This is a genomic window from Flammeovirga sp. OC4 (genome assembly GCF_000812565.1).
Classification (GTDB): Bacteria; Bacteroidota; Bacteroidia; order Cytophagales; family Flammeovirgaceae; genus Flammeovirga.
In genome coordinates this window covers 355,174-381,092 of sequence record NZ_JTAM01000001.1, presented here as the reverse complement: position 1 = coordinate 381,092, position 25,919 = coordinate 355,174, and the positions used below count along the sequence as shown (strand labels likewise).

Genomic DNA, 25,919 nt, shown 5'->3' with positions numbered 1-25,919 from the left:
TTATTCTTATTTAAGTTTTTTTATTTCGAAGAAAAAAGATGTAGTAATCCTGCAATTGGAGTGTAGAAAAGTACAATTCCAGGGTTGTCTAACAGTGTGTCTACTACCGTTTCTACGGTGATTTCTATGTCTTTATCATGATCAACAACAGGTTGGACAACTTCTAATTGCTCTTCTATTTTTTGAGGGTAAATTCCTCCATTATTCAAGGCAGCCTTTTCTTTTGTTTTAACAAAGTCGTCTTTATGTTTATTGAAGAGGATAGGCCAAAGTGCAGGGAAGAACTTAAACGTTCTGCCAATATTCTTAAAACTAATTTCTAAGAGATCCCATAAATCATAGGGCTTTTGTCCATAGAGATCAACTGCCTTCTGTAATTCAACTTGCATTTGATCATGTATAGTTTCACTTAGTTGTAAAATTTCCTCTTCAGAAATATCCTCAATATTCCTATTGTCAAGCATTTCATAAGGTTTAATTCTTTTACCTCTCACAAACGTAAGGTTGGCAGGGAATGCAAAATAAAATAACCAAGGTTGAATAGGAATTAATGTTGTCATAAACCCAATAGGCAGAAATGGAATACCGAGCTTTTGCACGAAATCATTCAGTAGAGAAACACTATAGCTGAAAGGGTTGATAAACTCTCCATTGACAGTGGCAAATGGAATAATATCCGTCTTATATTTAATACTCATTCTCAGCGTAGAGGTAGCCAAACGCTGTAAAGTATATTTATTATTAAAACCTTTTCCAATACCAGGTACTCCTTCAGGGTAGACCAATATATTGGAGCCATTGTAATGCATGGCCGTTTCGTAATTGAGCCAAGTAGCATCAATAGCTCCTAGTTTTTTCCAGAAGTTTTTAATTAAAAAAGGGTTCATGAATTGACTTCTTGATAATGCAGGAGCAGTGATAGCTCTTACACTATTTTTCATCTCAAAATTATTCTTCTCAAATAATCCTGAAACAAAGCTAATCGCGTCCCATGGGAAGGCCATACCAGAGTGATTACTGGCATATATTAATGGGTGATCAGGGTTATTTCTTTCTGGAATCGTGTCAAAACCAACAAACTTGACTCTAAAATAGCCACTATTAATATGCTTCAATAAAACTTGAGTGATACTGTAGGCATAGCCAGCATCAAAATAATCATCAAGAATATGTGCGTTATCCTTTATTTCCTTTGGTGCTGATTCAATGATTAGCTCCTCACTTACTGACGTTTTATTCATGTTTTTGGTGCTATTATCCAAAATGTCATTTTTTATATTTTGAAGATCAGTTTGTTGAGTGGTCATTTTTTGAATTATTAAAGGTCAATCAATTGGACTAGTAGTAAACAAATTTAAAGCTTTTCATCCAATTAATTAAAAAATAATACAGAAATAATCATTCACTTATTCTAATTCTGAGGAATGTATTGCTGTATTTCAAAATATATAATTAATAGAGTTTTTAATTCATTCGATCTTTATCCCAAAAGCCTTTCACCAAAATATAAAATACTTTCTTTTAAATCTTCATGTCCCAAAGAGTGACCACTATTTTTGATGATATTAATTTCTGAGTGAGGAAATAAGCTTTTGAGCTTCAGCGCTGACGCAGCTGGTGTGACGAGATCATTTCTGCCGTGGGTGATATAGATAGGAAAATCAAAATCTACCTTTTCAAAGGAGTGCTCTACTTCTTGTCCATTGATTAATAAAGGGACATTGAGGAAATAATGATTCTCAATTTTTGCACAGGCAATTGCTTGAGGGGAGGCTTGCCATTGATTGAAGTCTTCAAAAACAGGGTCAGGGTGCTCTGCGGTAAATGCTTCCCATAACAGCCATTTTGTAGCATATTGTTTGACAAGTTCAGGTACTTTTAGCTTTTTTTCAAAATCAGAAAATAATGCTTGAGGAGTATGGGTGGGAGAAGTGTCAAACAACTTCGAAAAGATGTCTGAATACATAACAGGAGCGGTGTCTTTATACAGCCAATTGATCTCTTGTTGATTGCCAAAGAAAATTCCCCATAAATTCAGTCCTCTAACTTGCTGAGGATGAAAATAGGAGTAAGCTAACGCTAAAGTTGAGCCCCAGCTACCGCCAAAAATATACCAAGAAGAAATGTGCAGATGTTGCCTGATTTGTTCAAGGTCTTTGACTAAAAATTCAATACTGTTGTTTTTAAGACTTCCTAAGGGTTTGCTTTTTCCTGCACCTCTTTGATCTATTCCGATAAGTCTAATATTTTGTAAAGAGGGGAGAAGTAAATGATAGTCAGTGTCTAACCCAGCACCCGGACCTCCGTGCAAATACAAAACAGGCATCCCCATAGGATGCCCAATTTGTTCATAATATATAGAATGACCGTCTTCGGTCTCATAATAACCTACATCGTAAGGATTCATTGGGTATTTAGTCTGGCTTGATTTCTTCTAATTCGTCCACTTCCATGATCCACTCTTCCCAAGTCTCTGTTACTTCTTCTAAATCCTCCTTCACTTGAGCATAAGTAGCATTCACTTCTGCTAATTTATCAGGATTTCCGAAAACTTCAGGATCTGCTAAAGAAGATTCTATTTCTTCTTTCTTTTCTTCAAGCTCCATCACTTTTTCTTCTGCCTTTTCCATTTCCTGCTTAGCTTTCTTATAGCGTTTCTGCCACTCTTTCAGCTCATTATTGGTCATTTTCTTCTTCTTGCTTTTCTTCTCTTTTGGTTGCTCTTCTGCATCCAATTGAGCTAGTAAAGCATTCTCTTCCTCCATTTTCTTCTTCCAGTCTACCCATTCAGCATAAGTACCAGGGTATTCTTTCAGTTTACCATTTTCGATGTACCAGATCTTATTGGCAACTCTAGAGATAAAGTGTCTATCATGGGATACGACTAAGTAAGTACCCAAATATTGTTGTAAAGCTTGGATAAGGATATTTACAGAAGGAATATCCAAGTGGTTGGTAGGTTCGTCAAGCATTAAGAAGTTAGCCTCAGAAATCAGCGTTTTTGCTAATGCTACTCTTGATTTCTCTCCACCCGAAAGAACTTTGATTTTTTTGAAAATTTCATCACCTCCGAATAAGAAACAGCCTAAAACACTTCTCAATTCTTGTTCTGTCTTTTCAGAACCGGCTTGTTTCAATTCATCAAGGATTTCATTTTCTACATTCAAGTCTTCCAATTGATGCTGAGCGTAGAAAGCAGTAATCACATTATGACCACCTTTTCTTTCTCCTCTGTCAGCCCCTTCACGACCACTGATCAAACGTAATAAAGTAGATTTACCTTTACCATTGGCACCAATTAAAGCGATTTTATCACCTCTCATCAGTGTCAAGTCAGCACCTTTAAAAATGACTTTATTGCCGTACGCTTTATCAAAATCTTTGATTTCGCTGATGACTTTACCCGGTTGCTGTGTGAACTTGAAATCCATATTGATTTCCGGGTTGTCATCTCTGACATCTTCAATCATCTCCATTTTATCCAGCATTTTCACTCTGGATTGCACCTGTTTGGCTTTTGTCGCTTTGGATCTGAATCGCTCAATAAAGCGTTCTGTCTCTTTTATTTTTTGTTGCTGATTTTCGTAAGCGTTTTTCTGAAGTTCAGCTCTTTCTTTCTTTGCTTCAAGATAGTATGAATAGTTACCTGGGTAAGAAGTCAATCTACCCGAAGAAACTTCCACTGTTTGATTGATAGCTCTATCCAAGAATTCTCTATCATGGGAAACGATCAATACAGCACCTTCATACGTAGAAAGATAGTTTTCAATCCACTGAATAGAAGGGAGGTCAAGGTGGTTGGTAGGCTCATCAAGCATTAGAACATCAGGTTTCATCAAAAGTAATTTACCCAACATCACTCTCATTCTCCATCCACCAGAAAAACTGTAGAGAGGTTGTTCCATTTCCTCACCCTTAAAACCTAAACCAGCAAGAATAGTTTCCGCTTTAGATTTTATAGTGTAGCCCTCCATCGATTCAAACTTCTCTTGGAGACCCGCTAATTTTTCAACTAATTCCTCTTTATAATCAGTTTCCATTTCATGAAGAATTTCATCAATCTGCTCCTGTATTTTCAGAACAGGACCAAATGCCTCCATGGCTACGTGAAGAATCGATTCTTCCGTTTGATAAGACAATAGATCTTGATTTAAGAAACCAATTGTACACTCCTTAGGCATTGAGATTTGACCTTCATCAGGAGCAAAATCACCATTAATAAGCTTCAGTAGCGTTGTTTTACCCGCACCATTATGCCCAACTATACCTATTCTGTTTTTAGGATAAACAGTCAAGGAAGCATTTTTATACATTGTACGACTTCCGAAATAGAAGGAAACATTACTTATCGATAACATATTATTTTGGAGGTAATTTTATAAAGATTCAGAAAAGTAGGCATAGTATACATTTTACATTTCTGAAGTTTAATAATCTTGGTTGTTGAAAAAATATTCTTTTCATTGAAAGTGAACCCTTTAGAGCTTCACCTCAAAAACTTAATTACAATATAAAAAAAAGACCTATAACACTGACGGCTATAGGTCTTCTTTAGTCTTACAAGAAGTAAATTATTTTACTTTCTCGATTACTGCTTTGAATGCTTCAGGGTGGTTCATAGCAAGGTCTGCAAGAACTTTACGGTTCAATTCAACACCTGACTTGTTCACTTTACCCATGAATACAGAGTAAGACATATCACCGTACATACGAGTCGCAGCGTTGATACGCTGGATCCATAGAGCACGGAAGTTTCTTTTCTTTTGTTTACGACCAACGTAAGCGTAGCTCCATCCTTTTTCAACGGCATTTTTTGCTACTGTCCAAACGTTTTTACGAGCACCATAATATCCTTTTGAGAATTTTAAGATGTTCTTTCTTCTAGCGCGAGACGCGACGTGGTTGACCGATCTAGGCATTTTTTTCTAATTTTAATAAGTTTTGTAATACAATTTGGTTGATTTGATAAATGTGACTGCTTGGTATTATAACCAAAGCATTTTCTTCACGTTTACTGTATCAGCCTTGTCTACCTCACCCATTAAAGTTAGGTTACGCTTTTGCTTAGTAGTCTTTTTCGTTAAGATGTGAGACTTGTAAGCGTGCTTTCTTCTGATTTTGCCAGTACCTGACAACTTGAAACGTTTTTTCGCTCCAGATTTTGTTTTAACCTTTGGCATTTTACCTTTCAGTTATTTAGAGCCTGAACCCTAAAGGTGAAACATTTATTTAATTACCTGATTACCTACGGCAGCCAATCGCCTCGGTATCTCAGTTGCATTTTCTATGAAAAATCATAAAAAAATGCATGCCTGAATAAATTCAAGCATGCAAATGTATAAATAATTATTGTAAGTTCAATGCTTCAATAACTTATATTTACTTTTTAGGGACATTTGGAGAGATGAACATGATCATTCTTCTTCCTTCTACACGCATTCCGCCTTCTACTTTACCATGTTCTTTGATGTTCTCTGCAAAGTCTTTCAATAGTTGCTTTCCTCTATCTTTATAGATAATAGTACGGCCATGGAAGTGAACATAAGCCTTCACCTTATTCCCTTCACCAAGGAATTTGATGGCGTGCTTTGTTTTGAAGTCTAAATCGTGTTTGTCGGTGTTAGGACCAAAACGAATTTCTTTTACGACCGTTTTGGAAGCTTTAGCTTTTAATTCTTTTTCACGCTTCTTTTGTTCGTATTTGAACTTCGAGTAATCTATGATTTTACAAACTGGGGGTTTCGCGTTCGGAGAGATCTCTACTAAGTCTAATCCTAAGCTTTCTGCTTTACGGAATGCCTCGTCTCTTGAGTATACTCCATTTTCTACATTGTCACCCACTAATCGTACTTCTTTGACTCTGATTTGGTGGTTTGTTCTGTGCGAGTCTTTTGCCATCTAGGTCGTAATTATGTTAAAATTTTATCAAAAATTAGGTTAATTAGTGTAACTTTACACCCATAACCGTTATCAATTAAAAGAGAATAATTTTTTCTCGATGCTAAGGTAACAACTTTATTACTTCTATGTTATAAAAATTAATAGAAAAGTTAGAAAACATCTATTTTTTGTATAAACACACAAACATTAACAGAATATGTTGACCAATTTAATGAAAAAAACAATCCTGCTATCAATTATTATTGCTCTCTTTGGGTGTGAGAAAACATCTGATCCTGTTGGCTCTACCCCAATCTCGGATATGGCTTTTCTTGAGGGCTTAATGAAGGAGTGGTATTTATGGAATGATGAACTTCCAACAATCGATATTGAGAATTATAGCTCTCAAGATGAGATGCTTGTGGCTTTGAGAAACCCACAAGATAAGTGGAGCTTGATACAAGATAGAGCAGAATATGAAGCCTATTACAGTTCAGGTCAACTGACAGATGGAAATGAAGGAGTACATGGTATATATCTGTATTATGCTACTTCAGATGATTTATTCATCCGTTTTTCTTATCCAGGCTCGAATGCTTTTGAAGCAGGTTTGACAAGAGGCACTCGTATCAATAAAATCAATGGCCAAACTGTAGGTGATATCACTTCAGAGGAAATTAGCAATTTATTGGGTGAAAACTTGAAAGGCGTGGAAAACACTTTTCAGATTACAATCCCTTCGGTAACGAAATACATCAACGGGCAAAAAGTGCAAGTAAGTTCGGAAAGAGATACTACTATTACAATTGCTAAAGAAGAGCTTATTGTGAAGCCTGTTTTACTTTCAGAAGTCATCGAATTACCAAACGGCAAAAAAGTAGGACACTTGGTGTTTAAGTCTTTTATTGAAACTGCTGAGGAAGCTTTAGCTAATGCATTTGCTGAATTTAAAAGTGCTGGAGTTTCTGAATTGATTCTCGATCTTAGATATAATGGTGGTGGTAGAGTAAATATTGCAGGGCAAATTGCAGGATTTGTGCTTCCAAGTTCAGCGAATGGAAAAGAGCTTTTTAAATACCAGCATAATTCACTTCAAGAAGACAGTAATTTGAGTCAGGAAGTGGAGCTATTGGAATCTAACTTAAACTTGAGCAGAATCTTTATTTTTGGAGAAGGAGGAACGGCATCATCTTCAGAGTTGGTGATCAATAGTTTAAAGCCTTATATGGATGTGCAATTACTAGGACAAAACACTTATGGTAAGCCAGTAGGTAGTTATGCATTTACCAATGAACAAAATGATGCTTATATATACTCTATTATTTCTTTAAGAATTTTGAATGCAAATGGAGAAGGGAATTATTTTGATGGTATTCCAGTAGATTTTGCAGTGGAAGATAATATGATGTACGATTGGGGAGACATCAACGAACCAATGTTGCATCAAGCTCTTTATAAAATCCAGAATGGAGCTTACGATCAACAGCCTATTAGTAGTGCTAGAATGAATGCAACTAGTTTGGAATATAAGAATAAGGCATTTAAGATAGCAGAACCTAAAGAAGAGCAATTCAATACCATAATGGAGTTTAAGAAATAGAACTCAATATATAAAGGAAGGGCTTCTGATAACGTAATTTCAGAAGCCCTTTTTTCATCCCCTTAAATAATAGTAAGATGAAATTGTATCTTTAAATAATAAATAACCTAAGGATCTTTTAGGCAAAAGTTGATATTGTAAACCTTAATAGCTCATCCTTAAATTCCATGTAATCGTTGGTAAGATTGTCTAACTTTTCTTTGAAATAATGGTACTTTTCAAATGTTTCCTCATTCATTTCTTTATCGTTGTCTTTCCCGATTAATGAATTATCAAACTCCTCTATTTCTTGAATGATTTCTAGAGCATTTGAATTAAGATTTGAATTTAAAGTTTTAAAGTTTCTTAGTTTATTTTCTTGATAGTCATTGATATCTCTTTCCAATAAACTGTCTAATCTAATGTGCAATAACTTGATCTCATTGAGGTAGAAATTAATTTCATTTTCCCAAAATTGTATTTCATTTTTCACATCAGAAATGTATTGTAGCAAACTAATGGTCATCTTTCTGAAGGTTTTGATTAATAATTTTATTCTATACAACGCAATAAATTTCGGGAAGTTGTCTTTATTAATTTTTATTGTTTTAAAAGTCTGAGACCTGGTTTTATAGTGTTAAGATTGAAAAAGTAATTTTCTATTTAATTGTTTTCTGAGAAAAACTCCAAGATTGATGTCATTGTCAGTGGATCTACTTTTGTTGCCATTAATTGTGAATCCGAATTGATTCCTACTTGAGGCGAATGCAAGGGAATTTAGCTTTTACGTTCAAAGCCCTGATTTCGTTGCTTCGTTTTTGTGTTAAGTCAAAAATGAAGAAGAAGGAAGTTTGAGAGTAGATGCTATAAATACTTGTTGAAAGATTGACTGAAAGTTTAAGAAAACTTAGTTTACAAAATATGAATATTAAGAAGTGAAATTCTTTAAAATATTGATTCTGAATAATCAAAAATTGTATCTAAAAACTAAGATTTATAAAATCAGTAATGATCACTTTTTCTTCCTATAATTTTTATTATTTTGCTTCAGCATTGCAACTAAATGCTTGAATTTTTTTATTAAAATACCCATCAAAATAGAAATACATATGAGCAAGATCGTCACTTTAGAAAATGCTATACTACAAGTACAAATATCAAAGAACGGAGCGGAATTACATTCCATTTATCATAAACAACACCAGCATGAATACCTATGGCAAGCAGACAAAGAGGTATGGGGAAGGCATGCACCAGTTTTATTCCCAATTGTTGGGCAAGTAGAAGATGGATTCTATGAGGTGGACGATGTGAAATACAAACTTCCTCAACATGGATTTGCAAGAGATATGGAGCACAAAGTGGTCACGCAAGATGAATTAAGCTGCATTTTTGAATTGCGTTTTGATCATGACACCATGACAAAGTTTCCTTATAAGTTTGTATTCAGAACTATCTATGAGATCAAAAGAAATAAGCTTTCCATCACCTACCAAGTAGATAATTTAGATACAGAAGAAATCTATTTTTCAGTGGGTGCACACCCTGGCTTTAATACCGATTTTATTAAGAATACTTCTTTTGAAGATTATACGATCGAGTTTTCAGAAAAAGAAAAATTCCAACGTTTATTATTGGACAATGGCTTGAGAAGTGGTGCCATTCAGGAAGATGCATTGAATGGTGCACAATCTTTAGACTTAAAATTTGATACTTTTAAAGATGATGCCATCATTTTTGATCACTTTAAATCGGAATCATTAGATATTGTTTGTCGTCATGATGATTCAAGAAAGTTAAGAGTAGCCTTTAAAGATTGGCCTTTATTGGGTATTTGGACTCCAGTAGGTAAAAGAGCCAACTTTGTGTGTATTGAACCATGGTATGGGGTTGCAGATTTAAGAGATGAAAATCATAACTTCAAAGAGAAGTATGCGAATCAAAAACTTCCAAAAGAAGAGACATTCAGTTGTACCTTCTCTGTAGAAATCATTGATAAAGATGAATAAAGAAATTGAGGGGATTTGGTACGAAGAACAGGTTGTGAAATCGTACCAAATCGGCCCTAATTATACCCTAAAGCCTACAGCTATTTCAGAGCTTTTCCAAGAAGCTGCCGGTAATCATTCCAACGCTAAGCAATTTGGATTAAGGGAGATGATGAAAGTCGGTAAAGCTTGGGTACTGGGAACTTATAAATATGAAGTTTTTCATTGGCCCAAATGGACTGATCAACTGAATATAGAAACTTGGGTTTTTGACATTCAAAAATTTTCCTCACAAAGGAATTTTAAAATTCTTGACAAAGAAGGGAAATTGATGATTCAAGGTTCTTCAAACTGGTTTGGGTTGGACTTGAAAAAAAGACGCCCGACGACCATTCATGAATTTGAGGATTGTGTGCATGTTAGAGGTGATCTAACGACTTCCGGCCCTCCAAAGAAATTGAAAGGAGTGGAAAAAGTTGATTTCTCCTCAGAAAGAGAAGCATCTTACAGTGATTTGGATCCGGTGAACCATGTCAATAATATCCGTTATTTCGAATGGATGTTGGATAGTCTGACGACTGATATCACTCAAAAGAAAATACTGAAAGCGGTAGAAATTAATTACATCGCTGAAGTTGTTTTGAGTGAGAAAGTAAAAATCGTACATGAAGTGACCGATGATGGAGACATCAAGGTGATTTCAGCAATAATGAAAGCAAATAAACCGGCGTGTATTATTCATTCGGTTTGGAAATAATGAATATCCCATCACAGATTATGTCTTTGATGGGATGTTTTTTTACTAATTTCTACTATTTTTGAACTTCTTTTATCGCAAACTAAACTTAAAGCATTTATTACTATGAGAGAATATAGAATAGCAAAAGGGTGGGCTATTTTTATCTATGTTACAGCCACTTTAATGAACATTGTTTTTTTATTTGTATTAGGGTATGGAATATTACATCCTGATGAAGATGCAATGTTGTTTTTGGGAGTGGTCTCAGTACCTATGATCATTTTAATGACAGTGGGAATTATTGATACGGCTAAAAGTAAACTAATTATTACGAATACGAGTATCGGTAAACGTTCCTTTTTGTCCAATCGTGATATTCCCATTTCAGAAGTTTTGGGATTTAGATCTGATGACAAATACACTTACATCGAGCCAAAAGATAAAACGTATAAGAAAATCCGTTTCGGAAAATCTCTTGAAAAACGACAAGAAATATTTGAGTGGCTTTATTCTAATTTTAAAGATTTGGATGAGCTGAACAAAGAAATTGAAACACAGGAGATTCTATCAAGTGATGACTTCGGAAGAAATGTTGAAGAAAGAGAAGAACAACTAGGCTTGGCTAAGAAGGTAGCTACTGGAATTAATATTTTTGGTGGTGGAGTTGCGGTGTACACCTTATTTGTTTCAGAACCGTACGAGTTGTGTATTATTTTCTCAATTTTGACCCCATTAATAGCATTTGCAATTCTTCCTTTCTTTAAAGGTTTAATCAGAATTAATGAACAAAAAGGGAGTGCTTATCCGACTATTTATTATGCTATTTTAGGACCATCAATAGCATTGATGGGGAGGGCCTATTTTGATTTTAATATCTATGATTATAGTAATTTTTGGGTGCCATTCGTAGTCATAGCATTACTATTATTAGGTGTTAGTTTAGCAGTTTCTAATGAATTTAATTTAAAAGAGAATAAGCATATTGGAGCTTTATTTGGTCTTGTACTGTTCTTTTTGATGTATACTGGAGGAGCCATCGTTACAACGAATTGTTATTTTGATGAGAGTGAAGCGATCAATTATAAAGCTGAAATAATACAAAAGACCGTCCATACAGGTAAAACAACAACGTATAAATTTGAGTTGACTCCATGGGGAGATCAAATAGAACCAGAAACTGTCACTGTTTCGGAAGAATTTTACGAACAGATGGAATCTGGAAACACAGTCAATGTTTATTACCTGAAAGGGTATTTTAATATTCCTTGGCTGGTTGTCACAGAATAGCAAATTAAAACTGTAAGGGAGACTTTACAGTTTTTTTTATAATTTTTCTATAACAATTGAACCTTTCATTTTCCCATGTGTACTAAGACAAATCAACATTAATTTTTTACACATGAAAAAGAATTTTATAGCACTCTTCACTTTCATTTTGATCTCCTCACTTTCGTTTGCTCAGGAAGCTCAAGAAATACTTGGTATTGCAAAGGAAACAAAGACAAGAGAATATTATGAGCAACAATCCAAACTTTGGGAGGCGAAAACATCTTCAGACCCTCAAAATGCTGCTGCTTGGTACAATTATTACAAAGCAATGCGTGCATTTTACCAAAGAAGCGATGAGCAATCATGGAACAACGATAGAGCAATAACTTTCAAAAAACTTCAGCCTATCATCAATAAATCAAAATCTTATATTGGTCAGAAATATGAGTACTTTTTGATGGAAAGCGTCAATACAGATGATAAAGAGAAGTCCTTTAATTACCTCAAAAAAGCATACGTTATTAATCCTAACCGAATAGAAACCTATGAGGGGCTTTTGACAAGGTATATTATCGATCAAGAATGGGATGATGCAAAAGAAGTGGCCTTGAAAATCTATGAAAATAACGTGTATTCTAACCAAGCCTACCTTTGGAATCATAATGTATTGGTATCAACGAGAGGGAAGTCGATTGTTTTTTCTCATGGTGATATGGATACATTGCCAAGACATGTATTACAATTGGTGAAAAATGTAGGGGAAAATGCAATGATTATCAACGAATGGTTATTGGGTTATCATAAAAACTATAGAGATAAAGTATGTCAGCATTTAGGGATTAAAAAGTATACTAAAGAATTGGATGAATTTTCGGATATGGCAGAGTTTAAGAATGCTATCATAGGTCATATCATTGAAGAGTCTAAAAGTGATTATCAAATCTATTTTGGTTGCGGCACTGATATACAACTTTTTGAGAAAATGGGAATCAAAGAGAATATGTATTTGACAGGAGTAGTTTTTCAATACAGTGAAGAAGCATTGGATAATTTATCATTGGCTATTGATAATTTTGAAAATAGATATAATCTTGATTATTTGAATACCAACTTTCAGTATCATCCACATGATGCTATCATTCAGAAGTACCTTAATGCAACCTATATCCCAGGAATGAACAAGTTGAAAAAACATTTTAGTACAATTGAGCAGAGTGAAAAATCAGAGAAATATGCTCATCTGATGCATCAGATTGCGGTGAAAAGTGGTAGACAAGCTGAAATTGAGTCTTGGTATAAATAACCCTCTAGCCAATGAATCACTTGACAGATGAAGAGTTAATGACTCAATTTTTAGATAGAAATAACACCAAAGCATTCGAAGTTTTATATCACAAATACTTTGTAATGCTGGCTAAATATCTTGGTTGGCTGTCTGGCAATATGGAACTGGGTAAAGATATTGCTCAAAGTACCTTTTTGAAAGTTTTGCATAAGTCTTACGTTTTCAATACAAAGAAGAGTTTTAAAGTATGGCTTTATGTGATAGCCAAAAATAATTGGTTGAATGAACAAAGGAAGTTGGATCGCTATACTAATGAGGAGAATACAGAACCTTCTATAGAGGAAGATGTTTTTGATACCAACAATGAAGCAGATCAACTCCAAAGAATGAATGTAGTATTAAATACATTGAGCGAGTTGCATAGAGAAACGTTTGTATTAAAATACTTGGACAATTTGAGCATTCAAGAAATTGCAGAAACAATGGATTGTAGTGAAGGTACAGTGAAATCAAGACTATTCTATGCCATGAAAAATATGAGATCTAAAATGAAGGAATTTAAAACGGAATACAATGGGAAATTTTGAAGATAGATTATTTGAACTTTTTTCTCATAAAAGCTTTGAGGAACTGACTTTAGAGGAGAAACAGGAGGTACTCAAGGTTATGACACAACAGGAGTACCAAGAGAATTATCAAATGGTACATGAATTCAAAAATGTAAATGATGGTATTTCGATGGCTATACCTCCATTGGAACTTAAATCAGAGAAAAAAGTGCTGTTTTTGGAGCAATCTATTCCTATCTATAAAGCCGCTGCTGCAATTGTGATAGGTGTGTTATTAAGTATTTCTGTTCAGTTTTTTATTACTCAAAATTCAAAAGAGATTCCCATAAAACAGGAAGTTACAAAACAAAGTATCCCCCTTTCTGAAGAGAATTATCCTAAGGGGCTTGTGGTGAATTTGTAGTGCAAGACATTTATAAATGCCATGAATATAATAATGCGAGTTAAGAGTAGGCTGAAGATCTTACTCTTAACTTTTCCTTTTATATTTTATCCTGTTTTAAGGGTTGAAATAATGCACATTTACCAAAAAAAGATTAGATTCAAGGTGTATTTAGCATTTTTCATTTTAATCTCATCTCATTTTGAGTAAATCAACGGTTTTACTGCCTTTAATTGGTTTTGAGCATAAAAATACCCTTTCTATAGAAGGGCAGCTACTTATTTTTAAAACAGGACTACTTGATCTTTCTAAAAAGCCTGAAGGTTTTAGAAGACATGTATCTCGTTTGTGGAAGTTGTATAGCCAAAATCCCATTACACAAGCACATATTTATGCAAAAATTGAAACTGAAGTTTTTGAGATTAGTTTAGATGAAAATGGGTATTTTAGATCAGAATTTACATTAGAAAAAAACTATACGGACAAGGAGCTAAATACATCATTAAAATTTTATTTAGATAAAGGTTTAACCCAAAAAATTAAATTACCTAGCATTTCAAAAGGTGGGATCAAAAGGATTTCAGAATCAAGAAAATATATGGTCATATCAGATATTGATGATACCGTATTGATTACTCATGCTACATCATTTTTAAAACGTATTCCTCAAACAATAGTGAGACATGCTTTCAAGAGAAAAGAAGTGAAAGCTATGAGTAAGTTTTATAATGAAATGAAAGCCCAGGGTGCATCATTTTTTTATGTTTCGAATAGTGAAATGAATCTATTTTGGATCATCAAACTATTTTTAACAACGAGAGAATTCCCCAAAGGTCCTATCTACTTGAGGTACCATAAAAATTGGAAAGACTTTATTTCTAATCGAAAGAAAATTGGTATTGGTTTAGAAAAATCTCAACATAAAATAGATAGAATTTCTTATTTGATCGATAAGTTTCCGAAAAGCAAATTTTTGTTGATTGGTGATAGTGGACAGAGGGATCCATACACCTACAAATTTATAGCAGAAAAATTTCCTGATAATATTTCGGGTATTATGATTCGTGATGTTTCTTCAGGGAAAAAGGATATTGAGATGTTGAAAATCAAGAAAGAGTTATTAGAATTGGACATCCCTTTCCATATTTTTCATGACCCTAAAGAAGCGATGCGATTAGAGAGACGTTGGTATAAGCGCCAAAGTCTAAAGGAAGAAAATTTCTTTTCTCATAAATAAGCAATGGCAATTTTGATGGACTCTAATTCTTCGAGTTGAAGTTTATATTCGACAAAGTCACCTTTTTGTGCCTTGATCATTGCCGTTTTTGGAGTTGAATTTTGAAAAACCGTTTTAATTTGGCTTTTAAATTCAATGTTTAACTTTCCAAAAGCCTTGTAAATAGCTTCCTTGATTGTCCAGATCTGAGTAGCATTGGTAGGGTCTTCTTCTTTATTTTGGGCAAAAGCAAGCTCTTCTTCATTCGCAAACCTTGGAATCAAGCGAAGGACTTTGGGTTGAATGTTCTCGATATCAATCCCAATGTTTTTTTGCGAGCGGTCAATAATAGCAGCGGCATATCCTTTGGAATGAGAAAGAGAAATTCCATATTCATCATTAATTAATGAGGGTTTCCCACTTTCCTCTTTTTTAATCCCTTTAAAATCTACCGGACTGTCTTCCAGTAAATGCTGTAAAGCAACCCTTGCAGCTATACTTTCCAACCTTACTTTTTGGTTTTTAATATGTTCAAAATTACAATTTGTGTTTTCAAGAAAAGCTAAAAGTTCTTCTTCACTTTCCTCAATTGCCCATACTAAATAGGAGATATTTTTTGTAAGATGTTCATGTTTTATGATACCCATTTCGCAAAGATATAGGAAGCGAATTGAATAAATGAAACAAAAAAGTAAGATATTTGTTAAGTAGCAGAGCAAAAAGAAGGTACATTTCGATAGAGTGTGTTTAATTTTGTAATGGAACTTACTACGATGTAAACTAAGTTTTCGAAGATTAATGGTATTTAGAAATCAGGAGATTTCTGCTGATCTGTAGGACACGAATGACGCTAACGCTTAATATTAGCTTCGCGCTAGTGGACTCTCTACCCAATTCGTTTGGTACTTCTTCCCTCGGCCTTGAAGGGAAAAGCGTGAAGAATTTCATGAATTGAGCCGTTAAAAATGATTTTCTTGTTTGAGCTTTAGCGAGTTTAAAATCATTTAGGCGAGAGCAATGGAATTTAGCTTTTGACTTCTAAGCCTTGAATTTTTTGCTTCGTTTTTGTTTCAAGACAAAAATGAAGAAGAAGGAAGCTTGAAAGTAGGCCCTATAAAATCTAGTAGAAATATGGATTAAAAGTTAACAGTAATTTAGTTTACATTGCACTTACTACAATTAAATTTCAAGATGAGACAGATTTTAGAAGTAGAAAAATTGGCCACATTTGGAGGTCATAAAGATGGATTATACAGTGTAGTACACTTTGATGATAAAGGAAAATTTTATACTGCTGGTGCAGATGGATTTGTGGTAGAATGGCATTTGGATGACCCTAATAAAGGTAAACTCATCGCCAAAGTACCCAATACAGTATATTCGATGTGTCCTTTAGTGGAAGAAAATTTATTGGTGGTAGGCCAAAACGGTGATGGAATTCACTTGTTGGATATTTCTTCTGGTAAAGAGTTAAAATCATTGAAGTTAACAGATCAGGCTGTATTTGGAATAGAACGTTTCGAAAACGAGTTGTTTGTGGGGACTGGTGATGGATGGTTATATGTTGTTGATTTACCCACTTGGACTATTACAAAGAAAGTGAAGGCCTCAGAAAAGTCAATTCGTTCTGTAGCTGTTGATACGAAAAGGAAAAATGTTTGGGTAGGGTGCAGTGATCATACCATTAAAGGGTATACTATGCAAAACTTATCAGAGGTAAGAGAATTGATAGGGCATTCCAATAGTGTATTTGCACTTACAGTCACACCTGACCAACAATTTTTAGTGAGTGGGAGTAGAGATGCACATTTAAGGGTGTGGAATTTAGATGGCTTTGTCGAAACACAACAGGATATTGTTGCACACATGTATACCATCAATGATGTCGTATTCAGAAAAGACGGGAAATACTTTGCAACTTGTAGTAAAGATAAATCCGTTAAAATCTGGAGAACTGAAGATTGGAGATTACTTAAAGTTGTAGATAAGGCGAGACATGCAGGTCATGGCACTTCTGTCAATCGTCTTTCTTGGGTCGGAGAAGACACTGTAATTTCAGTTTCAGACGATCATTCGGCTTCAGCATGGAAAATTAAAGGATTATAAGGTGAATTTTTGTGAAAAATACCTCTTTATGGGTATTGACTCCTTTGCCTAGAGTCTCTACTTTTACGTAACAATATTCTAAATTATAGAAATAGCAAAAAACAAATATGTTACGACATATATTGTCATAAAGACTTTTAATTAAAAGTAAAGCTTTTAATTATTTTGAGCGAAAAATAATAAACGCCTTGGTATTGCCGAGGCGTTTTTTTATTGCTATTAAGTCACATCATCTAATTCTGACATCGATATTGGCCCGATCTATTCAGAAAAGTCAAGTTGTCTAAACTGATAAAAGAAGCGATCCAACAAATTGTAATCTTTTGTGATTTTTAAAATAAAAAAAGTCACACCCTAAATACTTAGTGATGTGACTCTTCATTAATACTTTAAAAGGTTGATACTAAAAATCCAAATCCATTTTAATACCACCTCTGAACCATCTACCTGGCATTGGGATATTACCAATATCATGATACTCTACATCAAATAGGTTGGAAGCTTCTACATAAAAATTAAATTTATTTCTGTAGTAATTTACTTTAAGATCCATTGTGTAGAAAGGTTCATATTTGACTTCGCCTAACTCGTAATCATTGTATCCACCATTTCTATCCTGATGAATAAATTGCCAGTTAGCAGTCAGTCCTTTTACAAATAATGAATGTGTTACTCCAATAGTTTCTTTACGATTCAAATAATCCAATACGTATTGAGAACCTAAATCCTCATCACTTTTGTCAGAAGTAAGGTAAGCCGCAGAAAAATGTACAGCATGCAAAAATGCTTCAGGATGAAGAATACGTCTAAAGTCGAATGAGGCATTAAGTGAAATACCACTCATTATTAAACTGTTGTAGTTTTGAGGTTGGAAGATGTCTTTACCGTCATCAGTTGTATCTACTTTTACCCAATCAATGATATCTTCACCCCATCTTCTAAAGCCTGAAATACTAGCATTGATACCATTTTTTTCATACTTAGCACCTATTTCAAGTGTCATTGCCTTTTCTTCTTTAAGGTCTGGGTTTCCAATATTATTACGGCCCGCATAGTACAAGTCAGTATAAGTAGGAAGACGCATTGAAGTATTAAGCGTAGTGAACAATCTCAATGATTTATTGATTTCGTATGAAACGTCAATACCTGGGAAGACATTGAATCCATTGTTTGAAGGAGAAGTGGCAACTTGAGTGTTGTAGTTCAACATAATACCAGCCGATGCGGTAAACTTTTTAAAGAATACATTGTGCTCTACAAAAAGACTGTAGTTGAATCTTTCAGCTCCTTTTTTATAGAAAATATCATCTTCATAAGGTACTTTAATAGGAGTGATATCTGTTCCTAAACTTGTACTTAGTATACCTTCATATCTTACATCAAATCCCACTGAAGTTTTACCTAACACCGAAGGAATAATTGTGTTGATGTTAAAGCCTGCGGCATCGACTTGATGGTGATTGTCTGCCACTGGATTATCTTTCCACCATTCATAATGATCAAAGGTCTTATTCCAGTAGATCATAGGAGTCACTTTAATCTTTCCTTCATTGGTATATCTTAATGAACCATGCATCAATCGAGTTCTTTCATGTTGTGTGTCAGAGTTACCGTAAAACCCATTTGCATCATAGTCTTTCTCAGTAAAACCGGCTGTTAAATCAAAAGTACCTCCTTTTACATCATAGCTACCATGATAATAGGCGTTGACATGATCGAATGCCGTGTTTTTAGTATATCCATCACTTTTGTTGTAGGAAGCAGTAATTAAATGTCTCGTTTTATCAGTGGCCAGGTTGACCTTACCAACATACTTTTGAAGGTTGTAATCTCCATGCATTACATGGGCGTAGATATTATTTTTATCCAAAGGCTTTGTCTGAACGTTGATGGCTCCAGTAAAGGCGTTGGCACCAAATACTCTAGAGGCAGGACCTTCCAAAACTTCAATAGCATTTACAGCTTCCATATCGACAGGTAAAAATAGATTAAGGTGACCTGTCTGAGGGTTATTCATATTGACACCGTTCAATAAAATCAATGATTGATCAAAGGTACCACCACGGATAATGACATCACCTTGTACATCCATTGGTCCTCTCGATTTTAAATCGACTGAAGCAATATATTTTAGAACCTGATCAAAACTTTGAGCTGGCATTTTTTGGATGTCTTCTGAACCGATATAAGTGATAATTCTAGCTTGTTCAGAGTAAACTTGAGGTACACGTCCTGAGTTTACGGATACTTCTTCTAAATAGTAAGATGAAATCTTAGTGCTGTCTTCTTCAACTTTTTTTTGAGCCCAGACTAAGGTTCCAATTGAATAGAAAAGTAAGAATGCAATTAACTTTGAGTAGTGTTTTTTCATGCTTAAAAATAGAAAAAGCACTGATATTTAGATTATTAAATCTAAAAATCAGTGCTTTGTTGTATTAAAATAATAGAAGACTCTTGTCAAAGGTCCCAAATTGGGAGTTTTGTTCACAAAAGCTTCATTGAAAACTAATATTGAATTCAAATCAGGAGCAGTGATTGAAGCAGCTTTCTGGCATTCTTCATCCTCATTCATCATAATTAAAGCACTAATACAATGACTTTCTTTTATAATTTGAGGGAAGTGAAAATGAAGTTGAATATCAAGCATACCAATTCTGATCTCTTTTTTCAAAGAGTTAAAAACGGCATAGCCTTTTCTGGTCCATCTACTAAAAAATACTTCTTCTCCCATGATCTTGAATTACATTACAAAGTAAGGAGAAAAAAGTGTTATAGTTATATAATTTTAATCAACTGATAACACATATTAACAGTGACTTTGAAACACCTTCTAGGGTGTATAAAGTCAATTTATTTGAAATATTTGTTAAGATATGAGGCAACAAAGTTTTCTATTTTGAAGCTGTTATTCTTGATAAGTTCCACGGTTTCAACGCCATCACATATTGATTTTTGAGCACCATGGAATTTGATATTTTTAAAGTCTTGTTCACCCTCAGCATTGAGAAGGTTTTGCATTTGCGAAACGATAGTTTTGATGTTGGACTCCTGTTTTCGGTCTTGTTTGTTCAAACTGAGTACAGAAAGGTCACCAATACGGCTCATTGCTTTTTCTGAGGTCCCATCAAAAAGAGATATGATATTTGTTTGTGCTTTAGTTCTGAAGTTTTTGTACGATTCAGAGTTTGCAATTGATGTTTCTTGGGCAAAAGCACCCGAACATAGTAGGCTAAAAATTGAAAATAAAATTAGGCGATTCATTGTATTAGGTAAAATAAGTTTTTTCATTTAGTTTCGATAATCAAAATTAAGAAATATAGACCACTTGACATGACATGTTTTGACTTGTTATGTTAAAAGTTGGAACTTATACAAATAGAAAGTATTTAAAATCAGATTATTATGATCGTTGTAACCGGAGGGACAAAAGGTATTGGTAGAGCAATCATTGAGAAATTTGCTCAAGAAGGAAAAAATATAGTAGTATGTGCTAGAAACAAAGAAGACTTGTCAGCTTTAAAGGAAGCAGTAGAAAATGAATACAATGTTAAAGTGGCAACATTTTCTGCAGATGTTTCCAAAAAAGAAGACTGTAAAGCTTTTGTTGACTTTGTAAATGCACAATCAGAAGATATAGAAGTATTAGTCAATAATGCAGGTGTATTTGTACCGGGCTCAATTCATGATGAAGATGAAGGGGCATTTGAAATGATGATGCAAACCAATATGTACTCTACTTATTATATCACAAGAGGGTTGATCAAAACAATGATAGATAATAAGAAAGGATATATCTTCAACATTGCCTCAGTAGCTTCTTTTATGGCTTATGCCAATGGGGGTTCTTACTCTATCTCAAAACATGCCATGTTAGGGTTTTCGAAGTGTTTGAGAGAAGAAATGAAGCCTCATAATGTAAAAGTAACTTCTGTAATGCCTGGTGCTACTTATACGAATAGCTGGGCAGGGGTAGACCTTCCTGAAGACCGCTTTATGAAATCAGAAGATATTGCAGATCTAGTGATGTCAGCTTACAAACTTTCTGACAGTGCGGTAGTAGAAGACCTTGTAGTGAGACCTCAATTGGGAGATATCTAATGAATAGAGCGTATTACTCTGTAGACTAATGTTAGCGATTCCATTGACCCTTAAAGTTATCAATAGGAAGTATATAGTGTAATATACTAAAGGTAGACTTCATTCTTACAATAAGACAACTTTGGAGATTATCCTAAAAAAGGGTAATCTCTTTTTTTGCTAAAAAGTTTTAGCGAATAAACGTAAAGACAATCAACCAAAAATGATAAAAATAGTATTTGATCTATGGCATTAATAGAAGTCAAAAGAGAATTGAAATAAAAATATTGTATTTCGATAAAAAATTACAATCTACACGAAGACAATTACTGTATTTTAATGCACTCCGAAATATTGATGTCTTGTTACTTTTATTGTTTTACTATGATGAAAGCTGTACTATTTTTATTAGCAGTAGTGTGTTCATTACAAGTGGCTTATACTCAAACAGGACCAGGCGGTATAGGTTCTGCAGACGGTTCCTCTAACTTGAAATATTGGTTAAATGCGAGTGTAGGAATAATAAGCGAAAATAAAATTATTTCAATTGAGGATTTATCGGGTAACTCGGTAAAAAATACCATTACAGGAGGAATTAAAATCAACCCTTCTTCAATCAATGGCTACGATGCAATAACTTTTGATGGTGTTAGATCAGGTAATAAAAAGTATGATCAGATCGCGACAGATCTGTCTATAAATAATGGTCTTCATCCAAACATAACAATTATTGCTGTTTACAAACCTACAAGTGCTACTCCGGGTGGTGTATGGGGTGATAAAAAGGTGAATGGTGGACGCTATATCATGGATAATGGTGGTTACTATAGTAATGTGGTTGGAACAGGTGCTGGAACATTAATAGGTGTGGGAGATATTTTCCCAGAAAATAAACCCGTGATTACTTCAGTGGCTTTTCAAAATAGCAGTTCCTCACTTTCTTATGTTTTTAAGAATGGGGGAGTAGAAACAACATTTACTGCTTTTTCAAGTGGGGTGGCCTCTTCTAATTTTACAATAGGTACAATTGGTCTTGGGCACAATGATAATACCTTTCATGGAGATATAGCGGAAGTTATTGTCTATGAGGAAGTAAGTGCATTCAATCTTTATTTTGTCCATAACTACCTTTCTGCTAAATACGACATTGAGATTTCATCATTCTTTGATTTATACGAGCATGATACACCGTTAAATGGAAACTATGATCATGATGTAGCTGGAATAGGACAACTTCTTTCAGATGTCAATAGCAGTGCAAGAGGTTCGGGTATTGTTACGATCTCCAATCCTACCAATTTAAGTAACAATAAATTTATGTTTTGGGGGCACGATAATGGAGGTCTCGAAATGAATAAAAACTTTGATAAACCTACTGATTTACACGCTAGAATAGAAAGGGTATGGAGAGTAAGTGAGGTTGACATTATCAAGAGGTCTATTGATGTAGGAAATGTGGATCTTCAGTTTGAACTTCCTGAACTAGAAGCTTTAGATGTTGAAAGCCTAAGACTTTTAGTTGACACAGATAATGATGGTTCATTTGAGAATGCTACAAGTATTGATGGTGCGATTGAAGTAGAAAATGGCATTTTCCAATTTAATGCAGTAGGAGTAATTACCGACCATGCTCGATTTACGATTGGTACAGTGCAGAACTTAGACGATTTACCGATTGTATTAAATTACTTTGAAGCAGAAGTAGCATCGAGTGGGGAAGTTTATTTGGAATGGGAAACTTCTACAGAAATCAATAACGATTATTTTACGGTGTACCGTTCAAAGACTGGACAAGATTGGGAGACCCTCGGAACAATTGATGGCGCAGGTAACTCCTCTGTTACCTTAAGATATTCGATGATGGATCATAATCCTTACCAAGGGACCTCTTTCTATCGATTAAAACAAACTGATTTTGATGGAAAATTTGAATACAGTGACATCGTAAGAGTGGTAGTTTTCGATGATTTGGAAGTAGATATAAAAGTTTACCCAAACCCTGTCATTACTGAAATAAAAGTTGAAGCTTCCGTAGCTGAGAGAAGTCAACTAAGAGTTTATAATGCAATGGGGCAAGAAATGACTTTTAAGGTGCCATTCATCAAACAAAATGATTATTTCTCGGTTTTAGATTTTTCTAACCTAGAACATGGGATGTACTACATTAAAACTAGGAGTACAACCAAAAGAATTTTAAAACTGTAAAATAGGACAATAACATGTATAAACGCTAGCTTGTTTCAGGCTAGTGTTTTTTGTTTTTGATAAAAGGTCAAACCTAAGTAGTAGTTGAATTAAGATTCAACTTGTTATAGCTTTAAGTATATTAGGTACAGAGAGTTAGAGTTCTACTTGTGCGAATGTTAAGCGAAAATTGTCTTTATCGGAAGATAGAGAAAAAGCGACCAATATTGTTTGCGTTGAAATTAATTTCTCAATTGGATTTATATTTGATAAATATTTCGTTGCACAAATTTTTTTTAAGAATGAAGAACCCATTGCGAATAGTGAAGAGAGTGTATTACATCTTGAAGTTTCATGTAATGTATCTTAACGCTATCAATTTAAAAAAAGGAGATATTATAGATTCTCGCCAATTACTTGAAGAAGCTATAAGTCTAATACATAAATACGATTTGCCTTTTGAGAAAGAGAAGCCTGAAATCTATTACAATGCATATAACTTTCATTTGCATTGTAATAATAGAGTTAAAGCTCTTCAGTACATAGAATCATGCCTTAAAATTGATGCCTCAAAAGCAGAATATTTTCTAGCTAGAGGAATAATACATTACTTTGATAAAAACTACATAAAAGCAGAAAGCGATTTTCTTCATTCTTTATCCCTGCAAAAAGATAACAGTTTAGCACTCTATCATTTATCAAGAACCTTATTGAAATTAGAAAAATACGGTAAAGCTCTAAATAGTATAAATAGAAGTATTGAGCTAAACCCAAATTATCCTATGGCTAAGTTAATAAGGTCGTTTTGTTTATTTCATGATAATAAATTTAACAAAGCCGAGGAGTTGTATAAAGATTTAATAACCACCAATAGCTTAAAATGGATTAAACTAATGAAAAACCTAAAAGGAGAAGAGCAGTTTAATAAAGAGTTTTGGATTGAAAATCTTGTTCAAGAGACAAATCAGAATAGATTTCTTGAGATAATCAATAAGATTGAAAATATTATGGTTATTCAGCCATTTTTATTGAAAGGGTTTCATTATACAGCAAAACAGGAATATGATAGTGCTTTAACCGAGTTAAACAGTGTAGTTAATTTAGATTCTAATATACGTTCAATTTATACTCTTATGGGCTATATTAAGCATTTACAGGAAGATTTTGAGTCCAGTGAATCTTTTCTCACAAAGGCTTTTGAAATGGGGTGTACTGATGCAAAGAGTGCCTTAATAGAAATGAAAATTGAGGAATTTTATAAAAAAATAAATTATACGCAGACCTTATTTTAAAAAGTCAAAACCAAATTGTTATTTTTAAAAAAGAAACTAAAGCAACAATAAAATCAATAATATTATGCACAGTCATCCCCCTGCTCTTCAGCAATTTTTTTTCGGTTCAGGCCTTTTTTATACCATCTTGATATTGGTCATTGTAGGATTAATAGGAGGAGTGATTAATTACTTTCATGAGTTTCCAAGTCAGGAAGATAAACAGCAGACTTTATTACAATGCCTATTCCTTGGAGTGGGAGCTTCCTTAATGATTCCCTTATTTTTAAAATTCACCTCCTTCAATTTTGTACCCGAAACAGCCACTACAGAAGAGTTTTTAGAATTGATTGGCTTGTGTCTAATTGCAAGTATTTTTGCCAGACGATTTATAACTTCTATTGGAGATAAGGTTTTAATGGAACAATTGAAGAATAAGATCAATAGTATAGAGGAAGGAGTGGAAGAGATTGTTACCGAAGGTTATGAAGAGAAGTTTATAGAATTTGATAAGACAGATTTGAAAGAGATAAGCGGCAATGAATTTTCAGTGCTGGAAGCTATGAAAAATAAACTTCCTCAAAAACGTAGAAAGGTGGAAGGTTTGATGGAAGATACCAACCTTTGTGAAGAAGACGTTAAAAATAGTCTGGAAGCCTTAAAGAAAGAGGCTTACGTTGATCACCTTGTCGTCAATGATATGGATCGATGGGAAATCACTAAAAAGGGAAGAAGCTACTTTCATTTTTACTAATTAATAATTCCTATTATACTTATTACGCTGTAAACTAAATTTTCGAGTATTTATGATATTTAGAAATCAGGAGATTTCTGATGATCTGAAGGACATGAATGCCGCTATCGCTTAACATTCGCGCCAGTGGTCTTTCTGCTCAATTCGTAAGGTAGTACTTCCTTCGGCCTTGAAGGGAAAAGCGTTAAGAATCTCATGAATTGAACCGTTAAAAATGATTTTCTTGTTTGAGCATCTCAAAACGATGAAGTTTTGATCGAGTTATCCTTTCAATTGGTAAAATGAATGGAATTTAGCTTTTGACTTCTAAGCCTAGATTTTTTGCTTCGTTTTTCATCAATGGAAAAATGAAGAAGAAAGAAGCTTGAAAGTAGAGCCTATAAATGTTTGTAGAAATGTTGATTAAAAGTTAACGAAAGCATAGTTTACAATGTGCTTATATTGTGGGAACCTTGATCTTGTTCACCTATTCTCTTAAAGAGAATATAATTCAATAGTTATCCATCACTTTGGACGAAATGTAGATGTATACCAAAAGAACACCTCGGTAAAATCTAAGAACACAAAAGTAAAAGCAAACTAAATTTAGGACCGTTTATTCTAACACATATCAGGAACAC

General features: G+C 34.0%; 24 protein-coding genes. 13 read left to right on the top strand and 11 right to left on the bottom strand.

All coding sequences use genetic code 11. From position 1 onward, the window contains the following. Positions 1-20 precede the first annotated feature (20 nt). The 6 genes from PL77_RS01610 to infC form a co-directional block, all read right to left on the bottom strand. Positions 21-1,307, bottom strand: a complete 1,287-nt coding sequence (locus PL77_RS01610; RefSeq protein ID WP_052444085.1) for a hypothetical protein — start codon at positions 1,305-1,307, stop codon at positions 21-23. 173 nt (positions 1,308-1,480) lie between these two features. Then, complete coding sequence (locus PL77_RS01605; RefSeq protein WP_044200951.1) at positions 1,481-2,407, bottom strand: alpha/beta fold hydrolase; 927 nt, start codon at positions 2,405-2,407, stop codon at positions 1,481-1,483. Between the two features lie 7 nt (positions 2,408-2,414). Beyond that, positions 2,415-4,358 carry a ribosomal protection-like ABC-F family protein gene (gene abc-f / locus PL77_RS01600; RefSeq protein WP_044200949.1) on the bottom strand — a complete coding sequence of 648 codons (1,944 nt, stop codon included), beginning with the start codon at positions 4,356-4,358 and terminating at the stop codon, positions 2,415-2,417. Positions 4,359-4,571: 213 nt separating this feature from the next. Then, positions 4,572-4,919, bottom strand: coding sequence for a 50S ribosomal protein L20 (gene rplT / locus PL77_RS01595; RefSeq protein ID WP_044200948.1), 348 nt, complete (start codon positions 4,917-4,919; stop codon positions 4,572-4,574). A gap of 66 nt (positions 4,920-4,985) precedes the next feature. Further along, positions 4,986-5,180 (bottom strand): 50S ribosomal protein L35, encoded by a 195-nt coding sequence (gene rpmI, locus PL77_RS01590; protein ID WP_044200946.1) that lies wholly within the window; start codon positions 5,178-5,180, stop codon positions 4,986-4,988. Between the two features lie 199 nt (positions 5,181-5,379). Continuing rightward, complete coding sequence (gene infC, locus PL77_RS01585; protein WP_044200944.1) at positions 5,380-5,898, bottom strand: translation initiation factor IF-3; 519 nt, start codon at positions 5,896-5,898, stop codon at positions 5,380-5,382. A gap of 214 nt (positions 5,899-6,112) precedes the next feature. On the opposite strand from infC, the gene PL77_RS01580 reads away from it, so the two are divergent. Further along, a complete protein-coding gene (locus PL77_RS01580; protein WP_172665787.1) occupies positions 6,113-7,480 on the top strand; it encodes a S41 family peptidase in 1,368 nt (455 codons plus the stop codon). A 118-nt stretch (positions 7,481-7,598) separates the two neighbouring features. On the opposite strand, the gene PL77_RS01575 is transcribed toward PL77_RS01580, so the two are convergent. Beyond that, complete coding sequence (locus tag PL77_RS01575) at positions 7,599-7,985, bottom strand: hypothetical protein (RefSeq protein ID WP_044200941.1); 387 nt, start codon at positions 7,983-7,985, stop codon at positions 7,599-7,601. 583 nt (positions 7,986-8,568) lie between these two features. Between PL77_RS01575 and PL77_RS01570 the strand changes: the two genes are divergently transcribed. The 7 genes from PL77_RS01570 to PL77_RS01540 all read left to right on the top strand — a co-directional run bounded on the left by PL77_RS01570 (position 8,569) and on the right by PL77_RS01540 (position 14,928). Then, entirely contained in the window at positions 8,569-9,468 is a 900-nt protein-coding gene (locus PL77_RS01570) for an aldose 1-epimerase family protein (RefSeq protein WP_044200940.1), read from the top strand. After that, entirely contained in the window at positions 9,461-10,204 is a 744-nt protein-coding gene (locus tag PL77_RS01565) for an acyl-[acyl-carrier-protein] thioesterase (protein ID WP_044200938.1), read from the top strand. The genes PL77_RS01570 and PL77_RS01565 overlap by 8 nt, the downstream gene beginning before the upstream one ends. A gap of 105 nt (positions 10,205-10,309) precedes the next feature. After that, entirely contained in the window at positions 10,310-11,473 is a 1,164-nt protein-coding gene (locus PL77_RS01560) for a hypothetical protein (protein WP_044200936.1), read from the top strand. 112 nt (positions 11,474-11,585) lie between these two features. Next, entirely contained in the window at positions 11,586-12,758 is a 1,173-nt protein-coding gene (locus PL77_RS01555; protein ID WP_044200934.1) for a hypothetical protein, read from the top strand. 11 nt (positions 12,759-12,769) lie between these two features. Beyond that, complete coding sequence (locus PL77_RS30100) at positions 12,770-13,327, top strand: RNA polymerase sigma factor (protein WP_052444084.1); 558 nt, start codon at positions 12,770-12,772, stop codon at positions 13,325-13,327. Then, complete coding sequence (locus tag PL77_RS01545; protein ID WP_044200932.1) at positions 13,314-13,712, top strand: hypothetical protein; 399 nt, start codon at positions 13,314-13,316, stop codon at positions 13,710-13,712. The genes PL77_RS30100 and PL77_RS01545 overlap by 14 nt, the downstream gene beginning before the upstream one ends. A 181-nt stretch (positions 13,713-13,893) precedes the next feature. Further along, positions 13,894-14,928: a phosphatase domain-containing protein gene (locus PL77_RS01540; protein WP_044200930.1), complete on the top strand. Its 1,035-nt coding sequence runs from the start codon at positions 13,894-13,896 to the stop codon at positions 14,926-14,928. On the opposite strand, the gene PL77_RS30095 is transcribed toward PL77_RS01540, so the two are convergent. Beyond that, positions 14,919-15,554, bottom strand: a complete 636-nt coding sequence (locus PL77_RS30095) for a 4'-phosphopantetheinyl transferase superfamily protein (protein WP_052444083.1) — start codon at positions 15,552-15,554, stop codon at positions 14,919-14,921. The genes PL77_RS01540 and PL77_RS30095 overlap by 10 nt on opposite strands. A gap of 544 nt (positions 15,555-16,098) precedes the next feature. On the opposite strand from PL77_RS30095, the gene PL77_RS01530 reads away from it, so the two are divergent. Beyond that, entirely contained in the window at positions 16,099-17,013 is a 915-nt protein-coding gene (locus PL77_RS01530) for a WD40 repeat domain-containing protein (RefSeq protein ID WP_044200929.1), read from the top strand. A gap of 403 nt (positions 17,014-17,416) precedes the next feature. Here PL77_RS01530 and PL77_RS01525 read toward each other — a convergent pair whose 3' ends face one another. From PL77_RS01525 to PL77_RS01515, 3 genes are all read right to left on the bottom strand, one after another. Then, on the bottom strand, positions 17,417-19,384 hold the full coding sequence (locus PL77_RS01525; protein ID WP_044200927.1) for a TonB-dependent siderophore receptor: 1,968 nt from the start codon (positions 19,382-19,384) through the stop codon (positions 17,417-17,419). 48 nt (positions 19,385-19,432) lie between these two features. After that, complete coding sequence (locus tag PL77_RS01520) at positions 19,433-19,744, bottom strand: hypothetical protein (RefSeq protein WP_044200925.1); 312 nt, start codon at positions 19,742-19,744, stop codon at positions 19,433-19,435. Between the two features lie 119 nt (positions 19,745-19,863). Then, complete coding sequence (locus tag PL77_RS01515) at positions 19,864-20,301, bottom strand: hypothetical protein (RefSeq protein WP_044200922.1); 438 nt, start codon at positions 20,299-20,301, stop codon at positions 19,864-19,866. 114 nt (positions 20,302-20,415) lie between these two features. Between PL77_RS01515 and PL77_RS01510 the strand changes: the two genes are divergently transcribed. The 4 genes from PL77_RS01510 to PL77_RS01490 all read left to right on the top strand — a co-directional run bounded on the left by PL77_RS01510 (position 20,416) and on the right by PL77_RS01490 (position 25,299). Further along, positions 20,416-21,111 (top strand): SDR family oxidoreductase, encoded by a 696-nt coding sequence (locus PL77_RS01510; RefSeq protein ID WP_044200921.1) that lies wholly within the window; start codon positions 20,416-20,418, stop codon positions 21,109-21,111. A 363-nt stretch (positions 21,112-21,474) separates the two neighbouring features. Further along, positions 21,475-23,295: a T9SS type A sorting domain-containing protein gene (locus PL77_RS30090; protein ID WP_052444082.1), complete on the top strand. Its 1,821-nt coding sequence runs from the start codon at positions 21,475-21,477 to the stop codon at positions 23,293-23,295. Between the two features lie 338 nt (positions 23,296-23,633). Beyond that, on the top strand, positions 23,634-24,566 hold the full coding sequence (locus tag PL77_RS01495) for a hypothetical protein (protein ID WP_044200917.1): 933 nt from the start codon (positions 23,634-23,636) through the stop codon (positions 24,564-24,566). 64 nt (positions 24,567-24,630) lie between these two features. Beyond that, a complete protein-coding gene (locus PL77_RS01490) occupies positions 24,631-25,299 on the top strand; it encodes a YEATS-associated helix-containing protein (protein WP_044200916.1) in 669 nt (222 codons plus the stop codon). Positions 25,300-25,919 lie beyond the last annotated feature (620 nt).